The 22,249-nt window shown below is 72.4% G+C and carries 20 protein-coding genes and 1 pseudogene; 15 read left to right on the forward strand and 6 right to left on the reverse strand.

The genetic code is table 11. The features are described 5' to 3' along the window. Window positions 1-42: 42 nt before the first annotated feature. The 3 genes from OG432_RS10525 to OG432_RS10535 form a co-directional block, all read right to left on the reverse strand. A complete protein-coding gene (locus OG432_RS10525; protein ID WP_328310071.1) occupies window positions 43-225 on the reverse strand; it encodes an SPOR domain-containing protein in 183 nt (60 codons plus the stop codon). 192 nt (window positions 226-417) lie between these two features. Continuing rightward, window positions 418-1,170 (reverse strand): GntR family transcriptional regulator, encoded by a 753-nt coding sequence (locus OG432_RS10530; protein WP_328310073.1) that lies wholly within the window; start codon window positions 1,168-1,170, stop codon window positions 418-420. A gap of 156 nt (window positions 1,171-1,326) precedes the next feature. Continuing rightward, complete coding sequence (locus tag OG432_RS10535) at window positions 1,327-2,649, reverse strand: DUF4190 domain-containing protein (RefSeq protein ID WP_328310075.1); 1,323 nt, start codon at window positions 2,647-2,649, stop codon at window positions 1,327-1,329. 235 nt (window positions 2,650-2,884) lie between these two features. On the opposite strand from OG432_RS10535, the gene OG432_RS10540 reads away from it, so the two are divergent. Both OG432_RS10540 and OG432_RS10545 read left to right on the forward strand, forming a co-directional pair. Beyond that, complete coding sequence (locus OG432_RS10540; protein WP_328310077.1) at window positions 2,885-3,091, forward strand: hypothetical protein; 207 nt, start codon at window positions 2,885-2,887, stop codon at window positions 3,089-3,091. Window positions 3,092-3,277: 186 nt separating this feature from the next. After that, complete coding sequence (locus tag OG432_RS10545) at window positions 3,278-3,985, forward strand: thioesterase II family protein (RefSeq protein ID WP_328310078.1); 708 nt, start codon at window positions 3,278-3,280, stop codon at window positions 3,983-3,985. Here the strand turns inward: OG432_RS10545 and OG432_RS10550 are convergent. Next, the gene (locus tag OG432_RS10550; RefSeq protein WP_328310080.1) at window positions 3,957-5,366 is read right to left on the reverse strand and encodes a class II 3-deoxy-7-phosphoheptulonate synthase; all 1,410 of its coding nucleotides are present in this window, start codon (window positions 5,364-5,366) and stop codon (window positions 3,957-3,959) included. The genes OG432_RS10545 and OG432_RS10550 overlap by 29 nt on opposite strands. A 257-nt stretch (window positions 5,367-5,623) precedes the next feature. On the opposite strand from OG432_RS10550, the gene OG432_RS10555 reads away from it, so the two are divergent. Next, on the forward strand, window positions 5,624-7,132 hold the full coding sequence (locus OG432_RS10555) for an anthranilate synthase component I family protein (protein WP_328310082.1): 1,509 nt from the start codon (window positions 5,624-5,626) through the stop codon (window positions 7,130-7,132). A 50-nt stretch (window positions 7,133-7,182) separates the two neighbouring features. Next, window positions 7,183-7,785 carry an anthranilate synthase component II gene (locus OG432_RS10560; protein WP_328315062.1) on the forward strand — a complete coding sequence of 201 codons (603 nt, stop codon included), beginning with the start codon at window positions 7,183-7,185 and terminating at the stop codon, window positions 7,783-7,785. A gap of 4 nt (window positions 7,786-7,789) precedes the next feature. Here the strand turns inward: OG432_RS10560 and pdxR are convergent, their stop codons facing one another. Further along, a complete protein-coding gene (gene pdxR / locus OG432_RS10565) occupies window positions 7,790-9,208 on the reverse strand; it encodes a MocR-like pyridoxine biosynthesis transcription factor PdxR (RefSeq protein ID WP_328310084.1) in 1,419 nt (472 codons plus the stop codon). Between the two features lie 124 nt (window positions 9,209-9,332). On the opposite strand from pdxR, the gene trpD reads away from it, so the two are divergent. After that, window positions 9,333-10,394: an anthranilate phosphoribosyltransferase gene (trpD, locus tag OG432_RS10570; protein ID WP_328310086.1), complete on the forward strand. Its 1,062-nt coding sequence runs from the start codon at window positions 9,333-9,335 to the stop codon at window positions 10,392-10,394. 6 nt (window positions 10,395-10,400) lie between these two features. Here trpD and trpC read toward each other — a convergent pair whose 3' ends face one another. Continuing rightward, window positions 10,401-11,213: an indole-3-glycerol phosphate synthase TrpC gene (gene trpC, locus OG432_RS10575; protein ID WP_328310088.1), complete on the reverse strand. Its 813-nt coding sequence runs from the start codon at window positions 11,211-11,213 to the stop codon at window positions 10,401-10,403. A 418-nt stretch (window positions 11,214-11,631) separates the two neighbouring features. On the opposite strand from trpC, the gene OG432_RS10580 reads away from it, so the two are divergent. The 10 genes and pseudogenes from OG432_RS10580 to OG432_RS10625 all read left to right on the forward strand — a co-directional run bounded on the left by OG432_RS10580 (window position 11,632) and on the right by OG432_RS10625 (window position 22,158). Beyond that, on the forward strand, window positions 11,632-12,429 hold the full coding sequence (locus OG432_RS10580; protein ID WP_328310090.1) for an AfsR/SARP family transcriptional regulator: 798 nt from the start codon (window positions 11,632-11,634) through the stop codon (window positions 12,427-12,429). Between the two features lie 216 nt (window positions 12,430-12,645). Next, window positions 12,646-15,216, forward strand: coding sequence for an amino acid adenylation domain-containing protein (locus OG432_RS10585; RefSeq protein ID WP_328310092.1), 2,571 nt, complete (start codon window positions 12,646-12,648; stop codon window positions 15,214-15,216). Window positions 15,217-15,295: 79 nt separating this feature from the next. Next, complete coding sequence (locus OG432_RS10590; RefSeq protein ID WP_328310094.1) at window positions 15,296-16,309, forward strand: TauD/TfdA family dioxygenase; 1,014 nt, start codon at window positions 15,296-15,298, stop codon at window positions 16,307-16,309. 529 nt (window positions 16,310-16,838) lie between these two features. Then, window positions 16,839-17,018 (forward strand): annotated as a pseudogene (locus OG432_RS10595) (helix-turn-helix domain-containing protein); the annotation flags it as partial. Between the two features lie 24 nt (window positions 17,019-17,042). Continuing rightward, the gene (locus tag OG432_RS10600; protein WP_328315063.1) at window positions 17,043-17,816 is read left to right on the forward strand and encodes a LysR substrate-binding domain-containing protein; all 774 of its coding nucleotides are present in this window, start codon (window positions 17,043-17,045) and stop codon (window positions 17,814-17,816) included. 45 nt (window positions 17,817-17,861) lie between these two features. Next, on the forward strand, window positions 17,862-18,140 hold the full coding sequence (locus tag OG432_RS10605; RefSeq protein WP_328310096.1) for an acyl carrier protein: 279 nt from the start codon (window positions 17,862-17,864) through the stop codon (window positions 18,138-18,140). 29 nt (window positions 18,141-18,169) lie between these two features. Further along, window positions 18,170-19,402, forward strand: coding sequence for a beta-ketoacyl-[acyl-carrier-protein] synthase family protein (locus OG432_RS10610; protein WP_328310098.1), 1,233 nt, complete (start codon window positions 18,170-18,172; stop codon window positions 19,400-19,402). Next, a complete protein-coding gene (locus OG432_RS10615; RefSeq protein ID WP_328310100.1) occupies window positions 19,402-20,499 on the forward strand; it encodes a beta-ketoacyl synthase N-terminal-like domain-containing protein in 1,098 nt (365 codons plus the stop codon). Before OG432_RS10610 ends, OG432_RS10615 begins: the two co-directional genes overlap by 1 nt. 116 nt (window positions 20,500-20,615) lie before the next feature. Further along, window positions 20,616-21,362: a 3-oxoacyl-ACP reductase FabG gene (gene fabG / locus OG432_RS10620; protein WP_328310102.1), complete on the forward strand. Its 747-nt coding sequence runs from the start codon at window positions 20,616-20,618 to the stop codon at window positions 21,360-21,362. 82 nt (window positions 21,363-21,444) lie between these two features. Next, window positions 21,445-22,158, forward strand: a complete 714-nt coding sequence (locus OG432_RS10625) for a 2-hydroxychromene-2-carboxylate isomerase (protein ID WP_328310104.1) — start codon at window positions 21,445-21,447, stop codon at window positions 22,156-22,158. The last annotated feature ends 91 nt before the right edge of the window (window positions 22,159-22,249 follow it).

Genomic DNA, 22,249 nt, shown 5'->3' on the forward strand with positions numbered 1-22,249 from the left:
CCGGAGCGTAACGCGCGCTCCGGACGGTTCCTCATGCCGCGGTCACTGCGGGGCCGGGGCTCCGATCCGCTCGACCCAGTAGAGCTGCTTGTGCCCGCGGTCGTCGAGGCTGTCCGCGATGCGCTGGGCCTCCGCCTGCGTCGCGTACTTGCCGACGCGGTACTGGTTGCCGTTGTCGTCCTGACGTATCACCAGCCAGGCGAGCACGGCGCCACTGTCGTTCATCGCATCTCTCCCGGCGTCGGCGTGCAGGTCAGTAAGGATCCCCAGGAAACCGCAATCCGCATATGCCCGAGCGTACGCCTGACCTTCACTCAGCGGATCCGACTTTGCACAAAGAGATACGAATTCGGTCAACGCGCACATGCGAACGGGGGCGCACCCCCTGGGTGCACCCCCGTGACCGGCCCGCGCCGGCTACTTCACCGGAAGGTGGTACGCGACCCGGTAGCGGTCGGCCGGAACGACGACGTCGGCCGTCTCCACCGCGAGCCCCGACGCGAAGTAGGTCCGCTCGATGACGAGGACGACATGACCGGGGACGCCGCCGAGCGCCAGGAGCTCCTCCGCAAGCCCCGGGCGCGCACCGACCTCCTCGACCACGTTGTCCACCACGACGTCGATCGCGGCCATCCGCTCCACGACCCCGCACCCGCCGAGCGGCCCCTCCTCGGGCAGCATCACCGGGGTGCGGCCGGTGACGGCCAGCGGCTCCCACGACGTGGACAGCATCATCTGCTCGCCCGCGTCACGGAACACGTACCGCGTCCGCATCACGCGGTCGCCGGGGCGGATGCCGAGCCGCTTGGCGATCTCCGGGCTCGCCTCCTCCTGCTCGCTGTTCGACTCCCACGTCCCGCGCGCCGCCTCCTCCGCCTGTTCCTGGCGGAACGGGGTGGCGCCCTTGGCCGTCCGGTAACCGGAGCGGGCGACCCGGCGCGGCACCGGGCGCTCGCGCACGTACGTGCCCGACCCGGAGCGCCCCTCGACCAGGCCCTCGGCCATCAGCACCTTGCGCGCCTCGAGCGCCACGGTGTCCGAAACCCCGTACTCCTCGCGGATCCTGGCCTGCGAAGGAAGCCGGGTGTGCGGCGGCAGCGAGCCACTCACGATCTTCTCCCGCAGATCGCTGGCTACGCGCAGATAGGCCGGCTGCTCACCGAATGTCACTGGCCACTCCCATCAGGTTGACAGACTGCAACAGCGTGGCAACCGTGGGTTGACTCCCGCAAGCAGAGGCCAAACATTCACTCGAAGTGATGACTCGCCTCTGCGCAGGGCGTACCCGCGGTACAGCGGATACGTTCTGCCCGGCCCGTGACCTTCTCAGACGCTCTTGGAACCACCGATTCCGGAACCGGTGCCGCTTCCGTCGTCGCCCCCGTCGCTGTCGCCACCGGTGCCGCCGTCCGAGCCGCCGTCCGAGCCGCCGTCCGAGCCGCCGTCCGAGCCGCCGTCGGTGGCGGGCGGGGTCGTGCTGAGGCCGAGCGCGCCGCGGGCGGTGATCTCGTCCGTCTGCTTCCGGGCCGCGTCGGCCGCTCCCGCGTGCAGGGAGAAGTCGCTCGCGTCGGTGGCGGCCGCCGCCTTCGCCCACTCCTTCTGCGCGGCCTTCAGGCCGTCGATGTACGGCTGCACCTCCGCGCGGGCCGCGGGCCGCCAGCCGTACGCGCTCAACTCGCCCGTCTGCGCGTCCAGTACGCGGCCCGTCCGGCCCGCCCACGCCTTGAACCCGGCCAGGTCGTCCTCGACCCGGTCCTCGTCGGGGGCCTTGGCCATGGCGCTCTCGACGGCGTTGGCCGCCTTCAAAAACGCGATCTGGTCGGCGTCGAGGGTGGCGGCGTCATTGCGCACCGACCCTTGGAGCTGCCCGCCCTGCGAGGCGAAGGCACAGGTCACCGTGTGATCGCCGATCGACCAGCTCTGCCGGCTGGGCGTGTAGTAGTACGGGTCCGCCTCGGCCGGCACCTGCCACCGGTCCATGGCGTACGCCTGCTCCAGGTCGAGGCAGCGCGCGTCGGCCTGGGCGTGGACCGCGTCCTGGCCCGGGTAGGCACCCCCGCCGGCGAGCCGGAACGAGCCGGAGACCTCGGCGTCGTGCTTGCCCGCGCACGGCACGATCCGCACCGTGTCGACCTCGCGCTCCAGCTTGCCGCCCGGCACGTCGAAGCAGTCGCCCTTGCGGAGGTCGAGAATGCTGCGCGAGGTGCCCGAAGAACCCGAGGAGCGGGAGGAAACAGAGCTGTTCCAGCCGTCCTTGAAGCTCTGCCAGCTGTCGCCCAGTCCGCCCGTCACGATCGAGACGACCAGCAGGATCGTGCCGATGGTGGAGAGCACGATGCCGGCGACGGCAAGACCTGTGCCGCGCTGCCCCTCCTTCTTGATCTTCCGGAGGCCGAAGGCGCCGAGGACCAGGCCGAGCGGGGGTATGCAGCACAGGATGCCGGTGACGAGGGAGGCGACGGCGAGCCCGCTCACGGGCGGTCGCTGCGGCGCCACCGGATACGGGTACCAGGGGCCGCCGTTCATCGGCTGCCCCGGATACGGGCCCGGCGCGGCCCCCGGCGCCCGATGCGGCGCCGGCCGTCCGAACCCCTGCCCCGGCCAGGGCTCCTGGGGCTGGTCGGGCGCGGGCGGCGGGGGTATCTCCACGGGAACGGTGCTCCTCATCGGGTGGTGCGAACGCGCTGCGAACGGCTGCGCGAATGCGCATCGTACGCGGGCACCGGGGACCGGCCCGGGGCTGCCGCCTCCCCCTCCCGTCACGATCCGTAATCGTTGGGAATGCGCCGGATGTTCCCTCGTGCCACGCTGGTCGAGGCCCGGAGGAGCCGAGGGAGAAACCCCGGCCCGCCGCCCCCTCACACCCCCGTAGGAGTGAAGCCAGATGGGCATCAAGGACCAGTTCCAGGACAAGGCGCAGGAGCTCCAGAACAAGGCGAAGGACGCCATGGGCTCGGCCCGCGACGAGGCGTCGGAGCGCGGGCAGCAGGCCCAGGGCAAGGGCCGGGAGCGCGCCGACGAGGCCTCGGACCGGGCCCGTCAGGACGCTCAGGACCAGCAGGACAAGTTCGACATGGACTACGACGCCTGACGCGTCGTAGTCCCCCGAACTGAAGCGGCGCACCCGCGACACCGGGTGCGCCGTTTTCGTGTGCGGGGCGAGCGCGCGGGCGCCGGGTGTCAGGCCGCTGTCAGGCCCCCGCCCGATCCTGGCGGCACGTATGACGAGCCGGCTGGAACGGGTCTTGGGGGCACAATGGTCTGGATACAACGCGTCGTGCCTCAGCCGTTCGCGGCGCGACGGGTGATCTGTTTCCCGCACGCCGGGGGGTCGCCGTACTTCTTCCGGAGCTGGGGCAAGGCGCTCGGCGCGTTTGAGGTGCACGCGGTCTGCTATCCGGGCCGGGCCGAGCGGATAGCCGAGTCACCGGCCGGCGGCTTGATACCGATGGCCCATGAAATCGCCCGCGAAGCGGCCCGGTTGATGCGTGAGGACGCGCGGCCCACCGTGTTCTTCGGACACAGCATGGGCGCCATCGTCGCGTACGAGACCGCGGTGGCTCTGGAGGGCGAGGGAATTACGCTCGATCATTTCTTCGCCTCGGGCGCCCGCGCCCCGCGTCTGATGCGTCCCGATCCCGCCGCCCGGTGGGACGACGAATCCATTGCGGCCACTTTGGTGGAATTGGGCGGCACCGATGCCGAACTCCTGCGCAATCCCGCATTCGTGGAACTCGTCATGCCGTACATCGGCGCCGATTTCCGCATGCTCGCCTCCTACGACGGCCCCCGGCACGCCCCGCTGGGCTGCGCCGTGACGGCCCTGGTCGGGGAGGCGGACCCCCGGGTCGCCCTTGCCCAGGCCGCCGCCTGGCAGGAGACGACCCGGGGTCCCTTCGAGGTGCGCACGCTGGCCGGCGACCACTTCTACCTCGCCCAGAACCCGCCGTTCCAGATCATCGAAGGGTCCGCGGCCGGGCGCTGACCCGGGGCCGCTCGCGGTACATCCGGGCCAGCTGGAAGGCCAGGTCCAGCGATTGGGTGTGGTTGAGCCGAGGGTCGCACGCCGTCTCGTAGCGGTGGTGCAGCTCCTCGGCGAGCACCGCGTTGCCGCCGCCCACGCACTCGGTGACGTCGTCCCCCGTGAGCTCCACGTGGATGCCGCCCGGGTGGCTGCCCAGCGCGTCGTGCACCTCCATGAAGCCGCGCACCTCGTCCAGGATCGCGTCGAACCGGCGGGTCTTGTGGCCGCTCGCGGCGGTGATCGTGTTGCCGTGCATGGGATCGCTGACCCAGCAGACCTGGGCACCCTCCGCGTTGACCTTCTCCACGAGGGTGGGCAGCACGTCGCGCACGCGCTCCGCGCCGGCCCGCACCACGAAGGTCAGCCGGCCGGCCTCGCGGTCCGGGTCCAGCCGGTCGAGCAGGCCGAGGACGGTGTCGGGGGTGGTGGAGGGACCCAGCTTGACCGCGATGGGATTGTCGATGCGGGAGAAGTACTCGACGTGGGCCCCGTCCAGGTCCCTGGTCCGCTCCCCGATCCACAGCAGATGGGCGCTGGTGGCGTATGTGCGCCCCGTCTCGGCCTCGGTGCGGGTCAGGGCCGCCTCGTAGTCGAGGAGCAGGCCCTCGTGGCCGACGAAGAACTCGGCGGTGCCCAGCTCCCGCGTGTCCACCCCGCACGCCTTCATGAAGGCGAGGCTGCGGTCGATCTCGTCGGCGAGCTCCTCGTACTGCTCGCCCACGTGCGAGTCGGCCACGAACCCCTGGTTCCAGGCGTGCACTTGGCCGAGGTCGGCGAAGCCTCCGGTGGTCAGGGCGCGGACCAGGTTGAGCGTGGTGGTCGACGCCTCGTACATGGTGCGCAGCCGGCGCGGGTCGGGGCGGCGCGCCTCGGGGGTGAACTCCAGGCCGTTGACCGCGTCGCCGCGATAGGACGGCAGTGTCACGCCGTCGCGCACCTCCTGGTTCTGGGAGCGCGGCTTGGCGTACTGCCCGGCCATCCGGCCGATCTTGACCACCGGCAGGGCGGTGGCGTGGGTCAGGACGACGGCCATCTGGAGCAGCGTCTTGAGCTTGCCGTGGATGCCGTCCGACGTGGTGCGCGCGAACGTCTCGGCGCAGTCGCCGCCCTGGAGCAGCACCGCCTCCCCGCGGGCGACCGCCGCCATCCGCCGGCGCAGCAGATCGCACTCGGCGGCGAAGACCAGCGGCGGCGCCTGCTCAAGACCGGTGGTGACGGCGCGCAGTTCGGCGGGGTCCGGCCAGTCGGGCTGCTGCGCGGCGGGACGCCCGCGCCAGGATTCGGCGGCCTCGGCCGCCGCGTTCTCGGTCTTCACTTCGGTGTCCCAGATGCTGTTTCTCATTACTGCCTCCGGTACGGGCGGACGGGGAGATACGGGCGGGGAGAGATGCGGGCGGCGAAAGCGCGGGGAAATCGTTCGGCGGGCCTGCAACAGATCAGCCCAATCGCCCCGCCGGGGTCAAGTGAATCCCGAGTGGTCCGTATCGGGCGTCACCGATTGGTCTGGCACCCGTGGTGCGCCCGCTGATTTGCTGATCGCGGCCGAGTGGTCCGCTTCGGCGGGAATGCCAACCGCCCCGAAAGCAGGAGGAGTTCACCATGCCGGGAATCAGCACGATCGGTGTGCGGGTCACCGATACGGCGCTGCCGCACCACGACCCTCTCGATTTGTACGTCCGGCTGCGGGAAAGCCTCGCCGCCACCGACGTGTTCCTCTTCGAAAGCGTGGACGGCGCCGATCAGGACCGCCGCTGGGCCGTCGTCGGTTTCGGCAGGCTCGCCGAGATCCGGGTGCACGACGGGTACGTCGAGATCGACGGCGCCGAGCAGGTGGCCGACGCCCTCGCCGCCCGTGCGGGTGCCGCCGGGATGGCGGAGCACGACGTCGAGGCCGGGGTGCACCGGCTGACCTTCACCACCGCCGAGCAGATGTGGGACGTGCTCGCCGGGGCGCAGGCCCTGTTCCACGTCGCCACCGACATCCCGTCGACGGCGTACGCCTTCGGCTTCCTGACGACGTTCGCCTACGAGTCGGCCTGGCACATGGAGACGCTGCCCCGACGCACCAAGACGCCGCACGGCCCCGACATCACGCTGACGCTCTTCCGCGACACCGTCTGGTACGACCTGGTCAGCGGCTCGGTGCGTCAACTGCGCGCGGAGAGCCCGGCGTTCGCCGACCGCCCCCGGGTGGCGGACGCGGTGCGGGCCGCGGGCGACGCGTGGGGCGCGGGGCGCGCGGGGGCGGCCGCGGCGCCCGAGGCGCCGGCGCCGCTCTCGGTGCGGGACAGCGTGAGCCGTGAGACGTTCCTCGGCTGGGCCGAGCAGTGCCTCGAACACATCCGGGTCGGCGACATCTACCAGATCCAGATCGGTCATCGCATCGACGTGCGGACCGCGTTGGACCCGGTCGGGGTCTACCGCAGGCTGCGCGGCCGCAATCCGTCTCCGTACATGTATCTGATGCCGCGCGCGGGCCGCACCCTGATCGGCGCCAGCCCCGAGCTGTTCGTACGGATCGAGGGCGACGAGATCACGATGCGCCCCATCGCGGGCACCGCGCGGCGCTGCGCGGACCCGGAGGAGAACGAGCGCCGCGTCAAGGAGATGCGCGAGTCGACCAAGGAGCAGGCCGAGCACACCATGCTGGTCGATCTGTGCCGCAACGACATCGGCCGGGTGACCCGGCCCAGCACCCAGCCGGTGGACCAGCTGATGGCGGTGGAGACGTACTCGCACGTCTTCCACCTGGTCTCGACGGTCACGGGACGCCTGGAGCCGGACGTCGACGCCTGGCGGGCGCTGCGCGCGACCTTCCCGGCGGGCACCATGACGGGTGCGCCCAAGGTCCGGGCCATGGAGATCATCGACTCCCTCGAACAGGAGCGGCGCGGCAGCTACGCGGGCGCGGTGGGTCTGGTCGACGTACGCGGCTGGAGCGAGCTCGCGCTCACCATCCGCACCATCGAGTACGACGGCGAGACGTACTCCACACAGAGCTCGGCGGGCATGGTCGCGCAGTCCGATCCCGCGTCCGAGTGGCGCGAGACGCTGGCGAAGATGGGGGCCGCCTACTGGGCGCTCACCGGTGAGGAGCTGTCGTCGTGAAGGACGTGAGCGGCGTGAAGGACGTGAGCGACATGAAGGACGTGAGCGACATGAAGGTGCTGCTGATCGACGCGTACGACAGCTTCGTGCACATCATCGACCAGTACCTGCGCACCCTGGGGGCGCGCACGGAGGTCGTGCGGTCCCTGACCCTCTCGCCCGACGAGCTCGCCGACCGCGACCCCGACGCGGTGGTGCTCGGACCGGGCCCCGGGCATCCCGCGCAGTCGGGCCACGTGGAGCTCGTGCACCGGTTCGCCGGGCGGGTGCCGCTGCTCGGGGTGTGCCTGGGGCACCAGGCGATCGCCCTCGCGCACGGCGGCCGGATCGAGGTCGCCGACCAGGTGATGCACGGGCGGACCAGCACGGTGCGGCACGACGGCGCCGGTCTCTTCGACGGGCTCGGCCACACCCTGGAAGTGACCCGGTACCACTCGCTGATCGTCGCCGAGCCGCTCCCCGCCGAGCTCGTCTCCACGGCCGTCGCCGTCGACCACGGCTATCTGATGGGGCTGCGCCACCGCACCCTGCCCATCGAGGGGGTGCAGTTCCACCCGGAGTCCATCACGACCACGGGCGGGCTCGTCATGCTGGACAACTTCCTTGGTTCAGCGGCCCGTTGGGGCGCCCAGAGGCGGCTCGCCGGCGTCTGATCCGTCACCAGCGGGTGGCCGCCGCCAGCTCGCGGACGGCTTCGGTCACCCCCGAGCGCGGCAGATGGGCGTGGCCGACCACGAGGGCGGGGGCGGCACGCCCCGGCCCCGCGTGGAAGGCTGCCGCGCCGCGCAACAGCACGGAGCGGCGCAGCGCCCTGGCCACCACGGCCGCCTCGTCGGTGCCCCGGGGCAGCTGGAGATAGGCGTGCAGACCCGCGCCCCTGCCCAGGACCGCGGCCCCCGGCAGATGGCGGCGCACCGCCTCCTCCAGGGACTCCCGGCGGCTGCGGCACAGCGAGTTGAGCCGGCGCAGGTGGCGGTCGAAGAGCCCGGTGCGCAGCAGCTCGGCGAAGGCCAGCTGGGTGAGGGTCTCGGTGCCGAGGTCCTGGCGCGCGCGGGCGCGCATCAGCAGTTCGAGCATCGGCTCGGGCGCCGCGAGCCAGCCCAGGCGAAGACCGGGGGCCAGCGACTTGCTGGCCGTGCCCGCGTAGACGACCCGCTCGGGGTCGGTGCGCTGCAACGCCAGGGAGCGCGCCCCGCGTTCGTACCACAGGCCTCCGTCGTAGTCGTCCTCGATCACCCAGCCGTCCACGGCGCGGGCCCAGCGGATCAGCGCCTCACGCCGGCGCGGCGAGAGCGTGACCCCGGTCGGGAACTGGTGCGCGGGGGTCACGAGCACGGCGCGGGCGCCGCTCGCGGCGAGCGCGTCGACGTCGATGCCCTCGGCGTCGACCGGAATCGGCACGGCCCGCAGCCCGCTCTCGCGCACGAACTGCCGCTGCCCGGGATGGCCCGGGTCCTCGATGGCGAGCGCGTCGATGCCGATCCGGGGCAGCACGGCGCACATCAGACCGAGCGTCTGGGCGAAGCCTGCCACCACCATCAGCTGCTCGGCGGAGGTGCGCACCCCGCGCAACCGGCCCAGACAGTGGGCGAGTTCGAGCCTGAGGCCGTGCTCGCCGGCGAGCGAGGGATAGTCGTGGTCGCCCGAGTCCGCTTCGTAGAGGACCCGTTGGTAGCAGCTGAGCCATTCGCGCCGGGGGAAGGCGGGGAGGTTGCCGCCGCCCGGCCGCAGGTCCCAGCGGACCGGTGCGGGCGGCGCCCCGGCCTCCCGGCCGTCCACCCCGGGCTGGTCCAGGAGCGCCGGCACCACCGAGAGCTCGCCGCCGAGGTGGCGTACGACGCGGGTCCCCGCGCCCTGGACCGCCTCCAGATAGCCCTCGGCGACGAGCTGCCCGTACGCCTCCACCACCACGCTGCGTGACACGTCGAGGTCGTCGGCGAGGCGCCGGCTGGACGGCAGCCGGGTGCCGGGATGGAGAATTCCCTCGGCTATCTCCCGCTTGATGAAATTCTGTATCTGCGACGTCAGGGAATTCGCGGAGTCCCTGACCACCTCCACCGCCATGTGCAGGGCCACGGCGCCTGCCCCCCTTTACTGATTGGACCGTAGTTCTCGCCGGACAGTGGTCTGGAGGGCGCTTTGCGCTCCTCACACAATGGGTTGCGCACACTTCCGATGGCGCCGTTCAAGGAGATTCCCCGTGACTGTCGAGCCGCAGGGTCGTACCTGGCCGGAATTGCTGAACTCGCTTCTGGACCGCAGGGACCTGAGCCCCGAGGACGCCGCCTGGGCGATGGATCAGGTGATGACCGGGAGCGCCGGGCCGGCCCGGCTCGCCGCCTTCGTGGTGGCGCTGCGCGCGAAGGGCGAGACCGTCGGCGAGATCGAGGGCCTGGTCGACTCGATGCGCCGGCACGCCGTGCCGCTGCACGTCCCCGGCGCCACCCTCGACATCGTCGGGACCGGAGGGGACGGCTCCAACAGCGTCAACGTCTCCACCATGTCGGCGGTCGTCGCGGCCGCGGCGGGCGCCCGCGTGGTCAAGCACGGCAACCGCTCGGCGTCGTCCGCCTGTGGCTCCGCCGATGTCCTCGAAGAGCTCGGGGTGGCGCTCGACCTCGAACCCGAGGTGGTGGCGACGGTCGCCGAGGAGACCGGCATCACCTTCTGCTTCGCCTCGGTGTTCCACCCCTCGATGCGGCACGCGGCGCCGCCGCGCCGCGAGCTCGGGATCCGTACGGTCTTCAACGCCCTCGGTCCGATCGCCAATCCGGCCGATCCGACCGCGCAGGCGGTCGGGGTCGCCGACCGGCGCCTGGCTCCGCTGCTCGCCGAGGTCCTGGCCCGCCGTGACGTGTCGGCGCTGGTCTTCCGGGGCGACGACGGGATGGACGAACTGACGGTCACCACTACCTCCACGGTCTGGTCGGTCCATGAATCCCGGGTACGGAGCGAGTCGTTCGACCCGCGCGACATCGGCATCGGCTACGCCTCGCCGGACGCCCTGCGCGGCGGCGACCGGGCGTACAACGCGCGGGTGGCCCGCGAGATCTTCGCCGGGGCGCGCGGCCCGGTCAGGGACGCGGTGCTGCTCTCGGCGGCGGCGGGGCTCGCGGCCCTCGCCCCGAGCGGGCGCCCCGTCACGGAGCGGCTCGGCGACGCAGTGGCGCGGGCCGCCGAGGCGATCGACTCGGGGGCGGCGGCGGACGTCCTGGAGCGCTGGACGAGCGTCACCGCCAAGTACGCGGCGCAGGGCGCCTAGAACGGGCTAGAGCGGGCGGGCCGGGGCGGGCGCGCGTCGGCCCGCCTCGACGAGGGCGGCGACGGCGGCGGCCGGGCTCGTACCGGTCACGACCGCCTCGCCGACCAGGACGGCGTCCGCCCCGTGCGCGGCGTACGTGATGACGTCGGCGGGGCCGCGGACCCCGGACTCGGCGACGCGCACAATGCCCTCGGGGATCCCCGGGGCCAGGCGCGCGAAGGTCGTGCGGTCGACGTCGAGGGTGCGCAGGTCGCGCGCGTTGACGCCGACCACGCGGGCGCCGGCTTCCAGGGCCCGCTCCACCTCGGCCTCGTCGTGCGCCTCGACCAGCGGGGTGAGGCCGATCTCCCGTGCCAGGGCGTGCAGTTCGCCGAGGGCGGGCGGCGCGAGGGCGGCGACGACGAGCAGGACGAGTTCCGCGCCGTGGGCCCGCGCCTCCCACAGCTGGTAGGGGTCGACGATGAAGTCCTTGCGCAGCAGCGGCACGTCGACCCGCGCCGCGACGGCGTCCAGGTCGGCGAGCGAGCCGCCGAACCGGCGCCCCTCGGTGAGCACGCTGATGGCCGCCGCGCCGCCGTCCTGGTAGGCGGCGGCGAGCTCGGCGGGGTCGGCTATCTCGGCGAACGCGCCCTTGGACGGGCTGGCCCGCTTGACCTCCGCGACGACCCGTACTCCCGCGTCGCCGCGCAGCAGGGCCGCGGCATCACGCCCGGGGCCCGCGGCGGCCGCCCGTTCCCGCAGCTCGGCGAGCGGCACCCGCCGCCTGCGCAGGTCCAGGTCCTCGCGGGCTCCCTCGACGAGCTGGTCGAGTGTGTTCATGGGTGCGTCCCTCCCGGTTCGGACGCCGAAGGCCCCGGAGCCGGTCCGGCGGGTGACCGGCGGGTGGCGCCACGTCGGGGAACACTAGGGACGGGAACCGCGCACCGACCACCTCCTTAAGACTTGGCTGAAAGTCACAGGTGGGAACTCGCCGACGAAAAGAATTCACCGGACATGGTCCTGGATGTCAGCCATATGTCAGCCCCCTAAACGCCGCTCCGACCTGCACCAACGGCACCAACTCCCCCGTATCCCCACGTTTTCTCCACGCCGCGGGGCCCCATCCCGCAAACCGGTTAGTGGGTTTTTTAAAGCCATACCATCGGCGTCCGTGGCCGAAGGACAAGTGATATTTCCCGGACCCCGACGGCGTGGCCGACAGTGGCACCAACACTTGCTGATAACGGGGGTTACTGCTGTGGAAATCAAGGTCCTGGGTGAACTCTCTCTGTCCGACGGGGACCGCTACTCCCCCGTGGCGTCGAAGCGCGCGAGCACCGTCCTGACCCTGCTCGCCATGACTCCCCAGGTCCCGGTCCTCTTCGACCAGCTCGTGGACGAGCTGTGGGCGGACCAGACGATGACCAACCCGCGCAACGCCCTCCAGGCCATCGTCAGCCGGCTGCGCAAGCTCCTGGAGTCGGTGACCGGGCTCAAGGGGGACGAGATCGTCCGCACCGGCACCAACGGTTACCTCCTCGACGTCCCGGCCGAGACGGTCGACGCCCACCGCTTCCTCGCGCTCGCCGAGCGGGGCGCGGCCCTGGTCCACCGCGACCCGGCCGCCGCCATCGTCGCCCTGGAGCAGGCGCTCGACCTGTGGCGCGGGCCCGCCCTGATGGACGCGCGGGACGGGATGCGCTGCCAGATCCACGCCGTCGGCCTCGAAGAGCGCCGCATCACCGCCTTCGAGGACCTGACGATGGCCAAGCTCGCGGTCGACGTCGAGCGGATCCCGATGTCCGAGCTGCGCCAGCTCGCCGCCGAGCACTCCGAGCGGGAGCGCCTGAGCGAGCTCCTGATGCTGGCGCTCTACCGCGACGGCCGCCAGACGGAGGCCCTCGAGGTGTTCCACGGCGCCCGACGCCGGCTCGCCAGCGACCTGGCCCTGGAGCCCGGCCCGGCCCTGCACCTGGCGTACGAGGCGATCCTGAAGCAGGACGTGGAGCTCGGCCTGCCGCGGCGGGCGCTGCTCGGCTCGGGCCGCGCGCTCTGACCGCGCGACCGCCCACCGTCCGCGCACCCGGCGCACCCCGCGTGCTCCACGTACCCCGCGCGCTCCCCGTACCCCGGGCACCCCACGCACTCCGCACACCCCGCGCGGCCCCGGCCCGCGGGCCACGTTCTTCGGCGTACCGACGCCATGTCCGGCGTGACCGGACCACCACTCAGGTCCGGCCGTGCCGGACGACCATCAGGGAGGGCAGGGCCAGTGACGGCTAGGCAGAGCGGACCCGGAGAACGACCGGAAGCGCGGCCCGCCGCGTCCGAGGCTGAGGCCCTGGCGTTCTGGCGGGAGGTCCTGACCGCCGGCCGCTTCACCCCGCTCCCCGGCTGGTGCGCCGACGTGCCGGCGCGGGACCGGATCGCGGCCCGGCGCACCCTGCTCTCACCCACCGCGTCGGCCGCCCTGCTCGGGCTCGCCGCGGGTGGCGCCGAGCCCCTCGAGACGCTCCTGATCGCCGCCGCCGCCCGGGTGCTCGCCACCGTGACCGGCGACGCGACGGTGGTCACCGGATATCTGCCGCCCGGCGCCACGGGCCCCGGCGCGGAAGCGCTGCCCTGCCCGCTGGGCATCGGCGAGGGCAGCTGGCAGCGGCTGTTCGACGCGGCCGCCGCCGCACGGGCCGCCGCCGAGCACCACCGGGGCGTCTCCCCGGAGCGCGTGCGCGGCGAACTCGGCCGTACGGAGCCCCTGTTCGACACCGTCGTGGTGGCCGGGCGCCCGCCCGAGGCGGCCGACCTCGGTCCCGGCACCGTCCTCGCCCTCGGCCTCGTGCCCCAGGGCGGGCGTCTGGAACTGGTCCTCCACCACCGCGTGGCCGCCCTGGACGGCGGCGCGGCCGGCCGGATCGCCGGCTATCTCCTGTCGGCCCTCGATCAGCTGGCCACCCGCACGGACGCGGCGCAGCACCTGTGGCACCCGGTCCCCGCGAGCGAGGCCGCGTACCTGCGGGACGCGCTGGCCGGTCCCCGGCGCCCGCTGCCCGACCGGCGCTTCCACGAACTCTTCGAGGAACAGGCCCGGTTGACGCCGGACGCGGTGGCCGCCGTGCACGAGGACCGCTCCTGGACCTACGGGGAACTGAACCGGTACGCCAACCGGGTCGCCCACGCGCTGCGCCGGGGCGGGCTGCGCGACGAGGACGTGGTGGCGGTCGTCACCGAACGGGACCTGGAGTGGCTGGCGGCGGTGCTCGCGGTGTTCAAGGCGGGCGGCGTCTACCTGCCCGTGGAACCGCAGTTCCCGGCCGACCGGATCACCGCCATGCTGACGCGCAGCGGATGCCGACGGGTGCTGACCGAGCCCGGCGCGAGCGCCGGCCTCGACGCGGCGCTGAACGAACTGGGCTCGGTGGAAGCCCAGTTCGTGTCGCGGCTGCGTACCGACGAGAGCCACCCCGGCTCCGACGCGGACCCCGGTCTCGCGATCGGCGCCGGCCGGCTCGCCTACATCTACTTCACCTCCGGCTCGACGGGGCAGCCCAAGGGGGCGATGTGTGAGCACGAGGGGTTCCTGAACCATCTCCTCGCCAAGATCGAGGACCTCGGCGTGGTGCGCGGCACCGTGGTGGCGCAGACGGCGCCGCAGTGCTTCGACATCTCGCTGTGGCAGCTCGTCGCGGCCCTCGCCGTGGGGGGCCGCACCCTCATCGTGGCGCAGCGCGACATCCTGGAGGTCCCCCGCTTCGTGGCGCTCCTGGCCGAGCGCGAGGTGGAGGTCGCCCAACTCGTGCCGTCCTATGTGGAGGTGGTCCTCGACCATCTACGCCGCGCGCCCCGGCCGCTGCCGCGCCTTCGCTGTGTCTCGGCGACCGGTGAGGCGCTCAAGAAGGAGCTGACCGAGCGCTGGTTCGCGGCGCTTCCCGACATCACCCTGGTCAACGCCTACGGCCTGACCGAGACGTCGGACGACACCAACCACGAGGTGCTGCGCCGGCCCCCGGCCGGTGCCTCGGTGCCGCTCGGCCGGCCGGTCCGCAACGTGCGGGTGCACGTCCTCGACGAGCGGCTGCGGCCGGTGCCGCTCGGCTCGCCCGGAGAGCTGGTGTTCTCCGGGGTCTGCGTCGGGCGCGGCTATGTGAACGACGAGGAACGCACCAAGGCCGCCTACCTCCCCGACCCGGAGCGCCCCGGCGGACGGCTCTACCGCTCGGGCGACTTCGGGCGGTGGCAGCCCGACGGCCGGCTCGAGTTCCTGGGCCGGCGCGACGCCCAGATCAAGATCCGCGGATTCCGGATCGAGATCGGCGAGGTGGAGAACCAGCTGCTGCGGATCGACGGCGTGCGCGACGCCGCCGTCGTGGTCGTGGGCACGGGCGACGCCCGTCGGCTCGCCGCCTTCTACGCGGCGGCCGAGCCCGTCCCGGCCGACGACCTGCGCGCGGCCCTTGCCCGCTCGCTCCCCGCGTACATGCTTCCCGGCCGCTTCCACCAGCACAAGGAGCTGCCGCTCACCCCGAACGGCAAGATCGACCGCAAGCTGCTCACCCGGCAGGCCGAGGCGGCGCCCGACCCGGCCGCCGACGCGTCCGGCGGGCCCGAGCCGCTGCGCACGCCCACCGAACACCGGCTCGCCGCACTGTGGGCCTCGACCCTCAAGGTCCCCGTGGAGAGCATCGGCCGCGGCACCGACTTCTTCGCGGCGGGCGGCAGTTCCATCGCCCTGCTTCGCGTGGTGATCGCTCTGGACCAGGTGGTGACCGCGCCGGAGCTGGCCAGGACGCCGGTCCTCGGCGAGGCCGCCCTGCTCATCGACGGCAAGTCGCCGCAGGCCGCCTGACCGGGCGCTTCGCGGACGGCACAGGAGCCCGGCCGCGCCGTCCGCGCGGCCGGGCCGATCCACACAGGGAGACAGCGCAATGACAACGGTCAATGATCCGGGGAGCGTGGTGGCCCTTTCGCCGGGCTGGCACCTGACGCACGAGGAGGGCCGCCCACCGGTGCTCGCCGCGGCGGGCGCCGTGGGCGCGGAGGGCCTGCCCGCGGCGCGGGTGCGGGCGCTGCTCGCCGAGCACGGCGCGGTCGTGGTCCGCGGCCTCGGTCTCGCGGAGCCGGCCGATCTGGCCGTCGCCGCGCGGGCGTTGGGCGTGAGCGGCACGGTCGAACGCGAGGGCTTCACGGGCCGCACGGCCCACGCCGACGGCGTCTACTCCACCTCGGAGTGGGCCGCCGAGGACCAGCTCTGCATGCATCACGAACTGAGTTACGCCGCCGTCGTGCCCTCCATCGCCCTGTTCGGCTGCCTGGTGGCGCCGGAGCGGGGGGGCGCCACCACGGTGGCCGACGGGGAGCGCGTCCTCGGGCTGCTGCCGGCCGCGGTGGTCGACCGGTTCGAGCGCGAAGGCTGGGAACTGATCCGCAACTACTACGAGTTCGGCCTCGGCTGGGCCGAGACGTTCGGCACCGGGGACCGGGCCGTGGTCGAGGAGTACGGCGCCGCCAACGCGCTGGACTGCACCTGGACCGAGGAGGGCGGCCTGCGCACCCGCCAGCGCCGTCCGGCCGTGCTGCGCCATCCCGTGACGGGCCGGCGCGGCTGGTTCAACCAGGCTGCCTTCCTGCACGAATCGGCGCTCGACCCCGTCGTCCGGGAGTATCTGGAGTCGCTCTACGGACCCGAGGGCCTGCCCTTCCGCACGACGTACGGGAACGGCGCGCCCATCCCCACCGAGGTCGTAGACACCATCAACGGGGCCTACCAGAGCGCCTGTTGGAGCGAGCCGTGGCAGGACGGCGACCTCCTCGTCCTGGACAACCTGCGCATGGCGCACGGCCGCGACGCCTACGAGGGCGAGCGCCGGATCGTGGCCCTGTTCGGCGAGCCGGTCCGCGTCGCCGGCCACGCGACACCGCCGGCCGGCGCCACCCGCTGACGCCGCGCCCACCAGATCCGCCGGACGGACCCGAGCCCGCCCGCCCCTTCGACCCCGCCCGCGGGGGCGCCGGGACGGGCGGGCTCGTCCGTGCGGGGCCGGGCTCGTCCGTGCGGGGCCGGGCTCGTCGGTGCCCGGGGGAACCGACCACGGAGCGCCCCGCCGCGGACAATGTCCGGTTTACCCGCAATAAGGTTGCACAGCATTCCGAATTTGCTTGCAGCGGGTGCAGCGCGATGGCTAAATGTTAACGTGAGTGGACAGCCTGCGATCACTCGGAGGAACGGGCCGGACGACGGAATGGAGCCTTGCCGTCGAGGGGCTCCGGCATGCCGTCAAAGCGTGCAGTCGACACCGATTGCGGGGTGGGGGTACGGGGCGGGGGCCTTGCTCATTCCGGCTGCTCCCGGCCCAGGTCGGAGACGGAATGACAAGGCCGGACCGGTGATTCGGGGGAAGGAAGGGGCGGCCTGACAGCGGGCATCATTACAATTCAGCCGCGCCAATTGAATCACGAGATTGCAGGGATATGGATCTGGAACTGAGACATGCACGGGCTGTTTCCATCATCGCAGAGGCCGGGAGCATATCCAAGGCGGCAGTCCGGCTGAATCTTCCACAGCCCAGCCTGACCGCCCAATTGCGCAGGATAGAGAAAATGCTCGGCGGGGACCTTTTCGTACGGTCGAGTTCCGGCATCGTGCCGACCCCGCGGGGAAAGCGCTTGATTCCGATGCTGGCCGACCTCGTCCAGCAGGCCGACGACGTGATCGGCGAGGCCGCCGCGAGCACCACCATCACGCTGCGTTTCGGCAACACCGAGTGGACACCGCCGACGCTGCTCGGCGCGATCCAGGCGGCGGTGCCCACCGTGGACGTGGAGACCGAGACGCTCTCGCCGGCCGCCGCCGTCGACGCGGTCCACCGCGGGGCGCTCACCGTCGCGATGGTGCCCTGCTCGGCCACCGACATGCCGGAGTCCCTGCTGCAGAAGGGACTTGAGACCAAGGTCATCGTCCGCGAGCCGATCTGGCTCGCGGTGCCGCGGGGCCATCCGCTGGCCGGCCGCCCCTTCGTGGACGGCAGCCATCTCTCCACGCTCCGCTGGGTCCACTACTCGCGGGACCACTGGTTCCACGAGATCGAGAAGAAGCTCCTCGCCAAGCTGCACCACACCGACCTCGGGGCGGCGCACTACGCCGACGGCCACCACGAGGCGATGAGCTGGGTCAGGGACGCCGACGCCGCCGCGCTGACCACCGCGACGGGCGCCACCAACGATGTGGGCCTCGTGCCGATCCGCGAGACGCAGTCCATCGCCCAGCTGCTCGTGTGGCGCCGTGACACGGTCGCGCGGGACACCCTGTGCCGGCTCGTCGACACCGTACGGCAGTACTACTGCGCCTACGCGCGCTCCATTCCCCGCTATCTCGCCTGGATCATGGAACACCCGGCGGACTTCCCGGAGTTGGAGCGCTTCCTGCCGGTGCGGGCGCAGGCGGGATGAAGGTCTGTCAGTTCGCTGTCAGGGCCCTTCGGCAGCATCGCCCGCATGACGACGACACAGCACGTGGACGCCGAGGGCCGTGCCACGATCAAGGGCATCATCTGCGACATCCTTGAGATCGACGAGGCCGAGATGACCGACACGAGCCGCTTCAAGGAGGACCACGAAGCGGACTCGATGGGCGCCATCGAGATCCTCTCCCAGCTCGAGCGCGCCTTCGGGATCGACATCGACCAGGCCGAACTGGCCCGGATGGTCAATCTCGAAGGCGTGGTCACGGTGGTCGACGAGGCCGTTGCGGCCAAGGCGGCCGCGTCCCTCTAGGCGCCGGGACCGAGTGAGGGGAGCGCAGGTTGTACGACAACGACGAGCGGCCGCGCCGAGTGGTGATCACCGGGCTCGGCACGGTCACCAGCATCGGCCTGGGCGTCGAGGCCTTCCGCGCGGGGCTGCGGGCGGGGCGCAGCGGCGCCAAGCCGATCACGGCCTTCGACACGGCGGGCTTCGCACACGCCAACGGATGCGAGGTCGACGACTTCGATCCCGCCGAGTGGATCCACCAGGTGGACCCCGAGGAGCTGGGGCGGGCCACCCAGTTCTCGGTCGCCGCCGCCAACATGGCGGTGGCGGACTCGGGCCTCACTCTCGAAGAACTCAGGCGGCGCAGGGCCCTGGTCTCGGTGGGCACCACCGACGCCGAGTCCCGCGACCTCGACACCCTGATGGGCGTCCAACTGGAGCACGGGCCGGACCGGTTGGCTCCCACGGTGGCCCGCAGGGCGCAGGCCGGACGGCTGTCCACCGGCATCATCCGCGAGCTGGGTCTGGTCGACGTCGAGGCGCTCACCATCCCCACCGCGTGCGCGGCCGGCAACTACGCGATCGGCAGCGGCTTCGACGCCATCCGTGACGGCGAGGTCGACGTGGCGCTGTGCGGCGGCGCGGACGCGGTCTGCCGCAAGACGTTCGCCGGTTTCTACCGGCTCGGCACCATCGCCCCCGAGGTGTGCCAGCCCTTCGACAAGGACCGCAAGGGCATCCTCACCGGCGAGGGCGCCGGCATCCTGCTGATGGAGAGCCTGGACTCCGCGCTGGCCCGAGGCGCCCGCATCCACGCCGAGGTCCTCGGGTACGGGCTCAACTGCGACGCGCACCACCCGGTCGCGCCCGACCGGGACAGCCTGGCCCGGTGCATGGAGATCGCCCACCGCAACGCCGGGGTCAAGCCCGAGGACATCGACTTCATCTCCGCGCACGGCACGGGCACCCGGGCCAACGACGTCACCGAGGCCGGCGCGATCCGGCAGGTCTTCGCCACTCCCCCGCCCACGATCTCGATCAAGTCGATGATCGGTCACTCCATGGGAGCCGCGAGCGCGCTGGCGTCCGCCGCCTGCGCGCTGGCCCTCACCGAGGGCTTCATCCCGCCGACGATCAACCACCGCGAGACCGACCCGGAGTGCGGCCTCGACTGTGTGCCCAACGAGGCGCGGCCCGCCGAACTGAACGTGGTCCAGAACAACGCGCTCGCGTTCGCGGGCAACAACGCCGTGCTCATCCTGGGCCGGTACCGGGAGGCCGAGTGATGTCCGAACTGGTCCTCTCCGCCTGGTCGGTGGTCTCCCCCTACGGCGTGGGAAGCGAGCCCTTCGGCGCCGGGATCGGCGCGGGGGCGAGCGCGGTCACCGAGCTCGACCGGGCCGCCTGGCCCGGCCCCTTCGACCGGTGCGGCCTGGTGCCCGACTTCACGGCCGCCGAGTACGTCGGCAAGAAGGGCACCCGCACCATGGACCGCGTGACGGCGATCGCCGTCACCGCGGTGGGCCGTCTCCTCGCGTCCTGCGGGGACGGCCTCACCGCACGGCCCGAAGAGATCGGTCTCGTCCTCGGCACCGGCTCGGGCAGCGTCCAGAGCATCATGGACTTCACCCGCGACTCCCTCGTGGGCGAGCGTCCCTACCACGTCGATCCGGCCCGCTTCCCCAACACCGTGATGAACCGCGCGGCCGGCCAGAGCGCGATCTGGCACGGCATCAAGGGACCCAACACCACGGTCGCGGGCGGCTGGCTGACCGGCCTGCTCGCCCTGAGCTACGCGGTGCGGCTGCACCGCGGCGGCCACTGCGAGCGGGTGCTGTGCGGCGCGGCCGAGGAGTACTCCACCCAGCGCGCCTGGCTCGAATGGCACGGGCGGGCCCCCGAGGAGCGGGAGACACCGCTCGGTGAGGGCGCGGCGGTCTTCCTGATGGAGACCGCGTCCGCCGCGCGCGACGCGGGCCGTACGCCGCTGGCCAGGGTCCTCGCGACGCGGTTCAGGGCGTACGCCGAGCGGGCCGACGCGCAGAAGGCGCTGGCCGAGTGCGTGGGCAGCGCGCTGGAGAAGGCGGGGGTCGCCCCCGAATCCGTGCGGCTGGTCGCGCCGCTCGGCGCGGGCGCCGAGCTCGCCGCCCTGGAGGACGCCGGGATCACGGACGCGCTCGGCGCCGCCGCACGGCCGGCGTGGCTGCGCTGCCGGCCGCTGCTGGGCGACACCTCCGCGGCCTCCAACAGCCTGCAGCTGGCCGCGGTGCTCGCCGCGGCCGGCGAGTCGGGGCTCGCCCCCGGCGAGGCGGCCCTGATCACCGGTGTCGACCGGGACGGCACGGTCGGCTGCGCGGTGCTCGGCGGCGCCGACCGCGCCTGAGGAACACCGCAAGAACCCGGAGCGAAGGTGCGGCACGAGTCTCGTGCCGCACCTTGGCGAGCCCAATTCCCTTGACACATAAGGCCGTTGGGCCACACCCATGGAGAGGAACACGCATGACCGCAAGCGAACGACGCGTCGCGCTGGTGACCGGGGGCTCCCGGGGGATCGGCCGGCACGTGGTGACCCGGCTCGCCGCGGACGGCTACGACGTGGCCTTCTGCTACCAGTCCAACAAGGAGGCCGCCGACGCGGTGGCCGCCGACGCGACCGCCGCGGGCGCCCGGGTGTACGCGGCCCAGGTCGACGTGGCCGGGCACGGCGCCGTACGCGACTTCGTCCGCGACAGCGAGAAGGCTATCGGGCCGCTGCACACCGTGGTCTCCTGCGCGGGCATCGTGCGCGACAACCCGCTGGTGATGCTGGCGGAGGCGGACTGGGACGCCGTGCTCCGGGTCAACCTGGACGGCACGTACAACGTCTGCAAGGCGGCCGTCTTCTCCATGATGAAGCGCCGCGCGGGCGCGGTGGTCACGCTGTCCTCGGTGGCGGGCGTGTACGGCAACGCCACACAGACCAACTACTCGGCGACCAAGGCCGGGATCATCGGCTTCACCAAGGCGCTGGCCAAGGAGTCCGGGCGCTACGGGATCCGGGCCAACGCGGTGGCGCCGGGGTTCATCGAGACGGACATGCTCTCGGCGCTCACCGAGGAGCACACCCGCACGATGACCGGGCGGATCCCGCTCGGCCGTTTCGGCCGCCCCGACGAGGTCGCCGACCTGGTGTCCTTCCTGGCCTCCGACCGCGCCTCGTACATCACGGGGCAGGTCTTCGGGGTCGACGGCGGCCTCGTCGTCTGACCCGGGCGCCCCGGCCCCGTCCCTTTCCCGTGCCCGCGTCCCACCGAACACCGGGCCCCCGAGATGCAGGAGTGGAACTCCCATGTCCCCAGCCGCCAAGAACAAGACGCCGCGGTTCTATTTCAATCTGCGCAGCCCCTACTCCTGGCTCGCCCACCGCGAGGTGATGAGCAACCACAAGGACCTCGTCGACCGGCTGGAGTGGCTCCCCTTCTTCGAGCCCGACGCGGAGAGCACCCGCGAACTCACCGAGCGGGGCGGCACGTTCCCGTACTCGGAGATGTCGCGCGAGAAGAACCGGTACGTCCTTCAGGACGTCGGCCGGCTCACCAAGGCGCGCGGCATCACGGTGACCTGGCCGGTCGACCGCGCCCCGGTGTGGGAGGTCCCGCACCTGGGCTATCTGGTCGCCCAGGAGCACGGCCTGGGGCACGAGTACATCGCCGCGGTGTACGAGGCCCGGTTCGGCGCGGGGTTGAACATCTGCGACCGCGCGACCATCGCGGACATCGGCGGGCGGCTCGGCATCGACCGCGATCTGATCGCCGACGCGAGCGACGACCCCGACCTGCGCGCCGAGGGCGTGCGCATCCTGCTCGACGTGTGCAAGGACGGCGTGTTCGGCGTGCCGTTCTTCGTGCACGGATACACCCGCTTCTGGGGCCTGGACCGCCTCGACGACTTCGTCGCCCACCTCGGGTCGAAGAAGGCTCCGGCGCTCTCCCTGGTGGAGCCCTCCAGCGCGGTGGGCCTGGGCCGGTCGGTCGAGGACGCGCACGCGGGCGGCTGCGGCTGAGACCCGCCCGCGCGGCCGGGCCCGTCCGCCCGGCCCCGCAACGGAGCGTGCGCACAACTGGCGTGACGTTCAGGGCAGTTGGGAGTCAGCC

It is taken from the genome of Streptomyces sp. NBC_00442 (assembly GCF_036014195.1).
In the GTDB taxonomy this organism is placed as follows: Bacteria; Actinomycetota; Actinomycetes; order Streptomycetales; family Streptomycetaceae; genus Streptomyces.

Excerpts from the sequence above, each read along its gene's own strand:
- OG432_RS10625 (WP_328310104.1), top strand. The coding sequence starts at position 21,445 with ATGTCCCCAGCCGCCAAGAACAAGACGCCGCGGTTCTATTTCAATCTG.
- OG432_RS10600 (WP_328315063.1), top strand. The coding sequence starts at position 17,043 with ATGCTGGCCGACCTCGTCCAGCAGGCCGACGACGTGATCGGCGAGGCC.
- OG432_RS10560 (WP_328315062.1), top strand. The coding sequence starts at position 7,183 with ATGAAGGTGCTGCTGATCGACGCGTACGACAGCTTCGTGCACATCATC.
- OG432_RS10590 (WP_328310094.1), top strand. The coding sequence starts at position 15,296 with ATGACAACGGTCAATGATCCGGGGAGCGTGGTGGCCCTTTCGCCGGGC.
- OG432_RS10605 (WP_328310096.1), top strand. The coding sequence starts at position 17,862 with ATGACGACGACACAGCACGTGGACGCCGAGGGCCGTGCCACGATCAAG.
- OG432_RS10555 (WP_328310082.1), top strand. The coding sequence starts at position 5,624 with ATGCCGGGAATCAGCACGATCGGTGTGCGGGTCACCGATACGGCGCTG.
- OG432_RS10615 (WP_328310100.1), top strand. The coding sequence starts at position 19,402 with ATGTCCGAACTGGTCCTCTCCGCCTGGTCGGTGGTCTCCCCCTACGGC.
- fabG (WP_328310102.1), top strand. The coding sequence starts at position 20,616 with ATGACCGCAAGCGAACGACGCGTCGCGCTGGTGACCGGGGGCTCCCGG.
- OG432_RS10550 (WP_328310080.1), bottom strand. The coding sequence starts at position 5,366 with ATGAGAAACAGCATCTGGGACACCGAAGTGAAGACCGAGAACGCGGCG.
- trpC (WP_328310088.1), bottom strand. The coding sequence starts at position 11,213 with ATGAACACACTCGACCAGCTCGTCGAGGGAGCCCGCGAGGACCTGGAC.
- OG432_RS10525 (WP_328310071.1), bottom strand. The coding sequence starts at position 225 with ATGAACGACAGTGGCGCCGTGCTCGCCTGGCTGGTGATACGTCAGGAC.
- OG432_RS10540 (WP_328310077.1), top strand. The coding sequence starts at position 2,885 with ATGGGCATCAAGGACCAGTTCCAGGACAAGGCGCAGGAGCTCCAGAAC.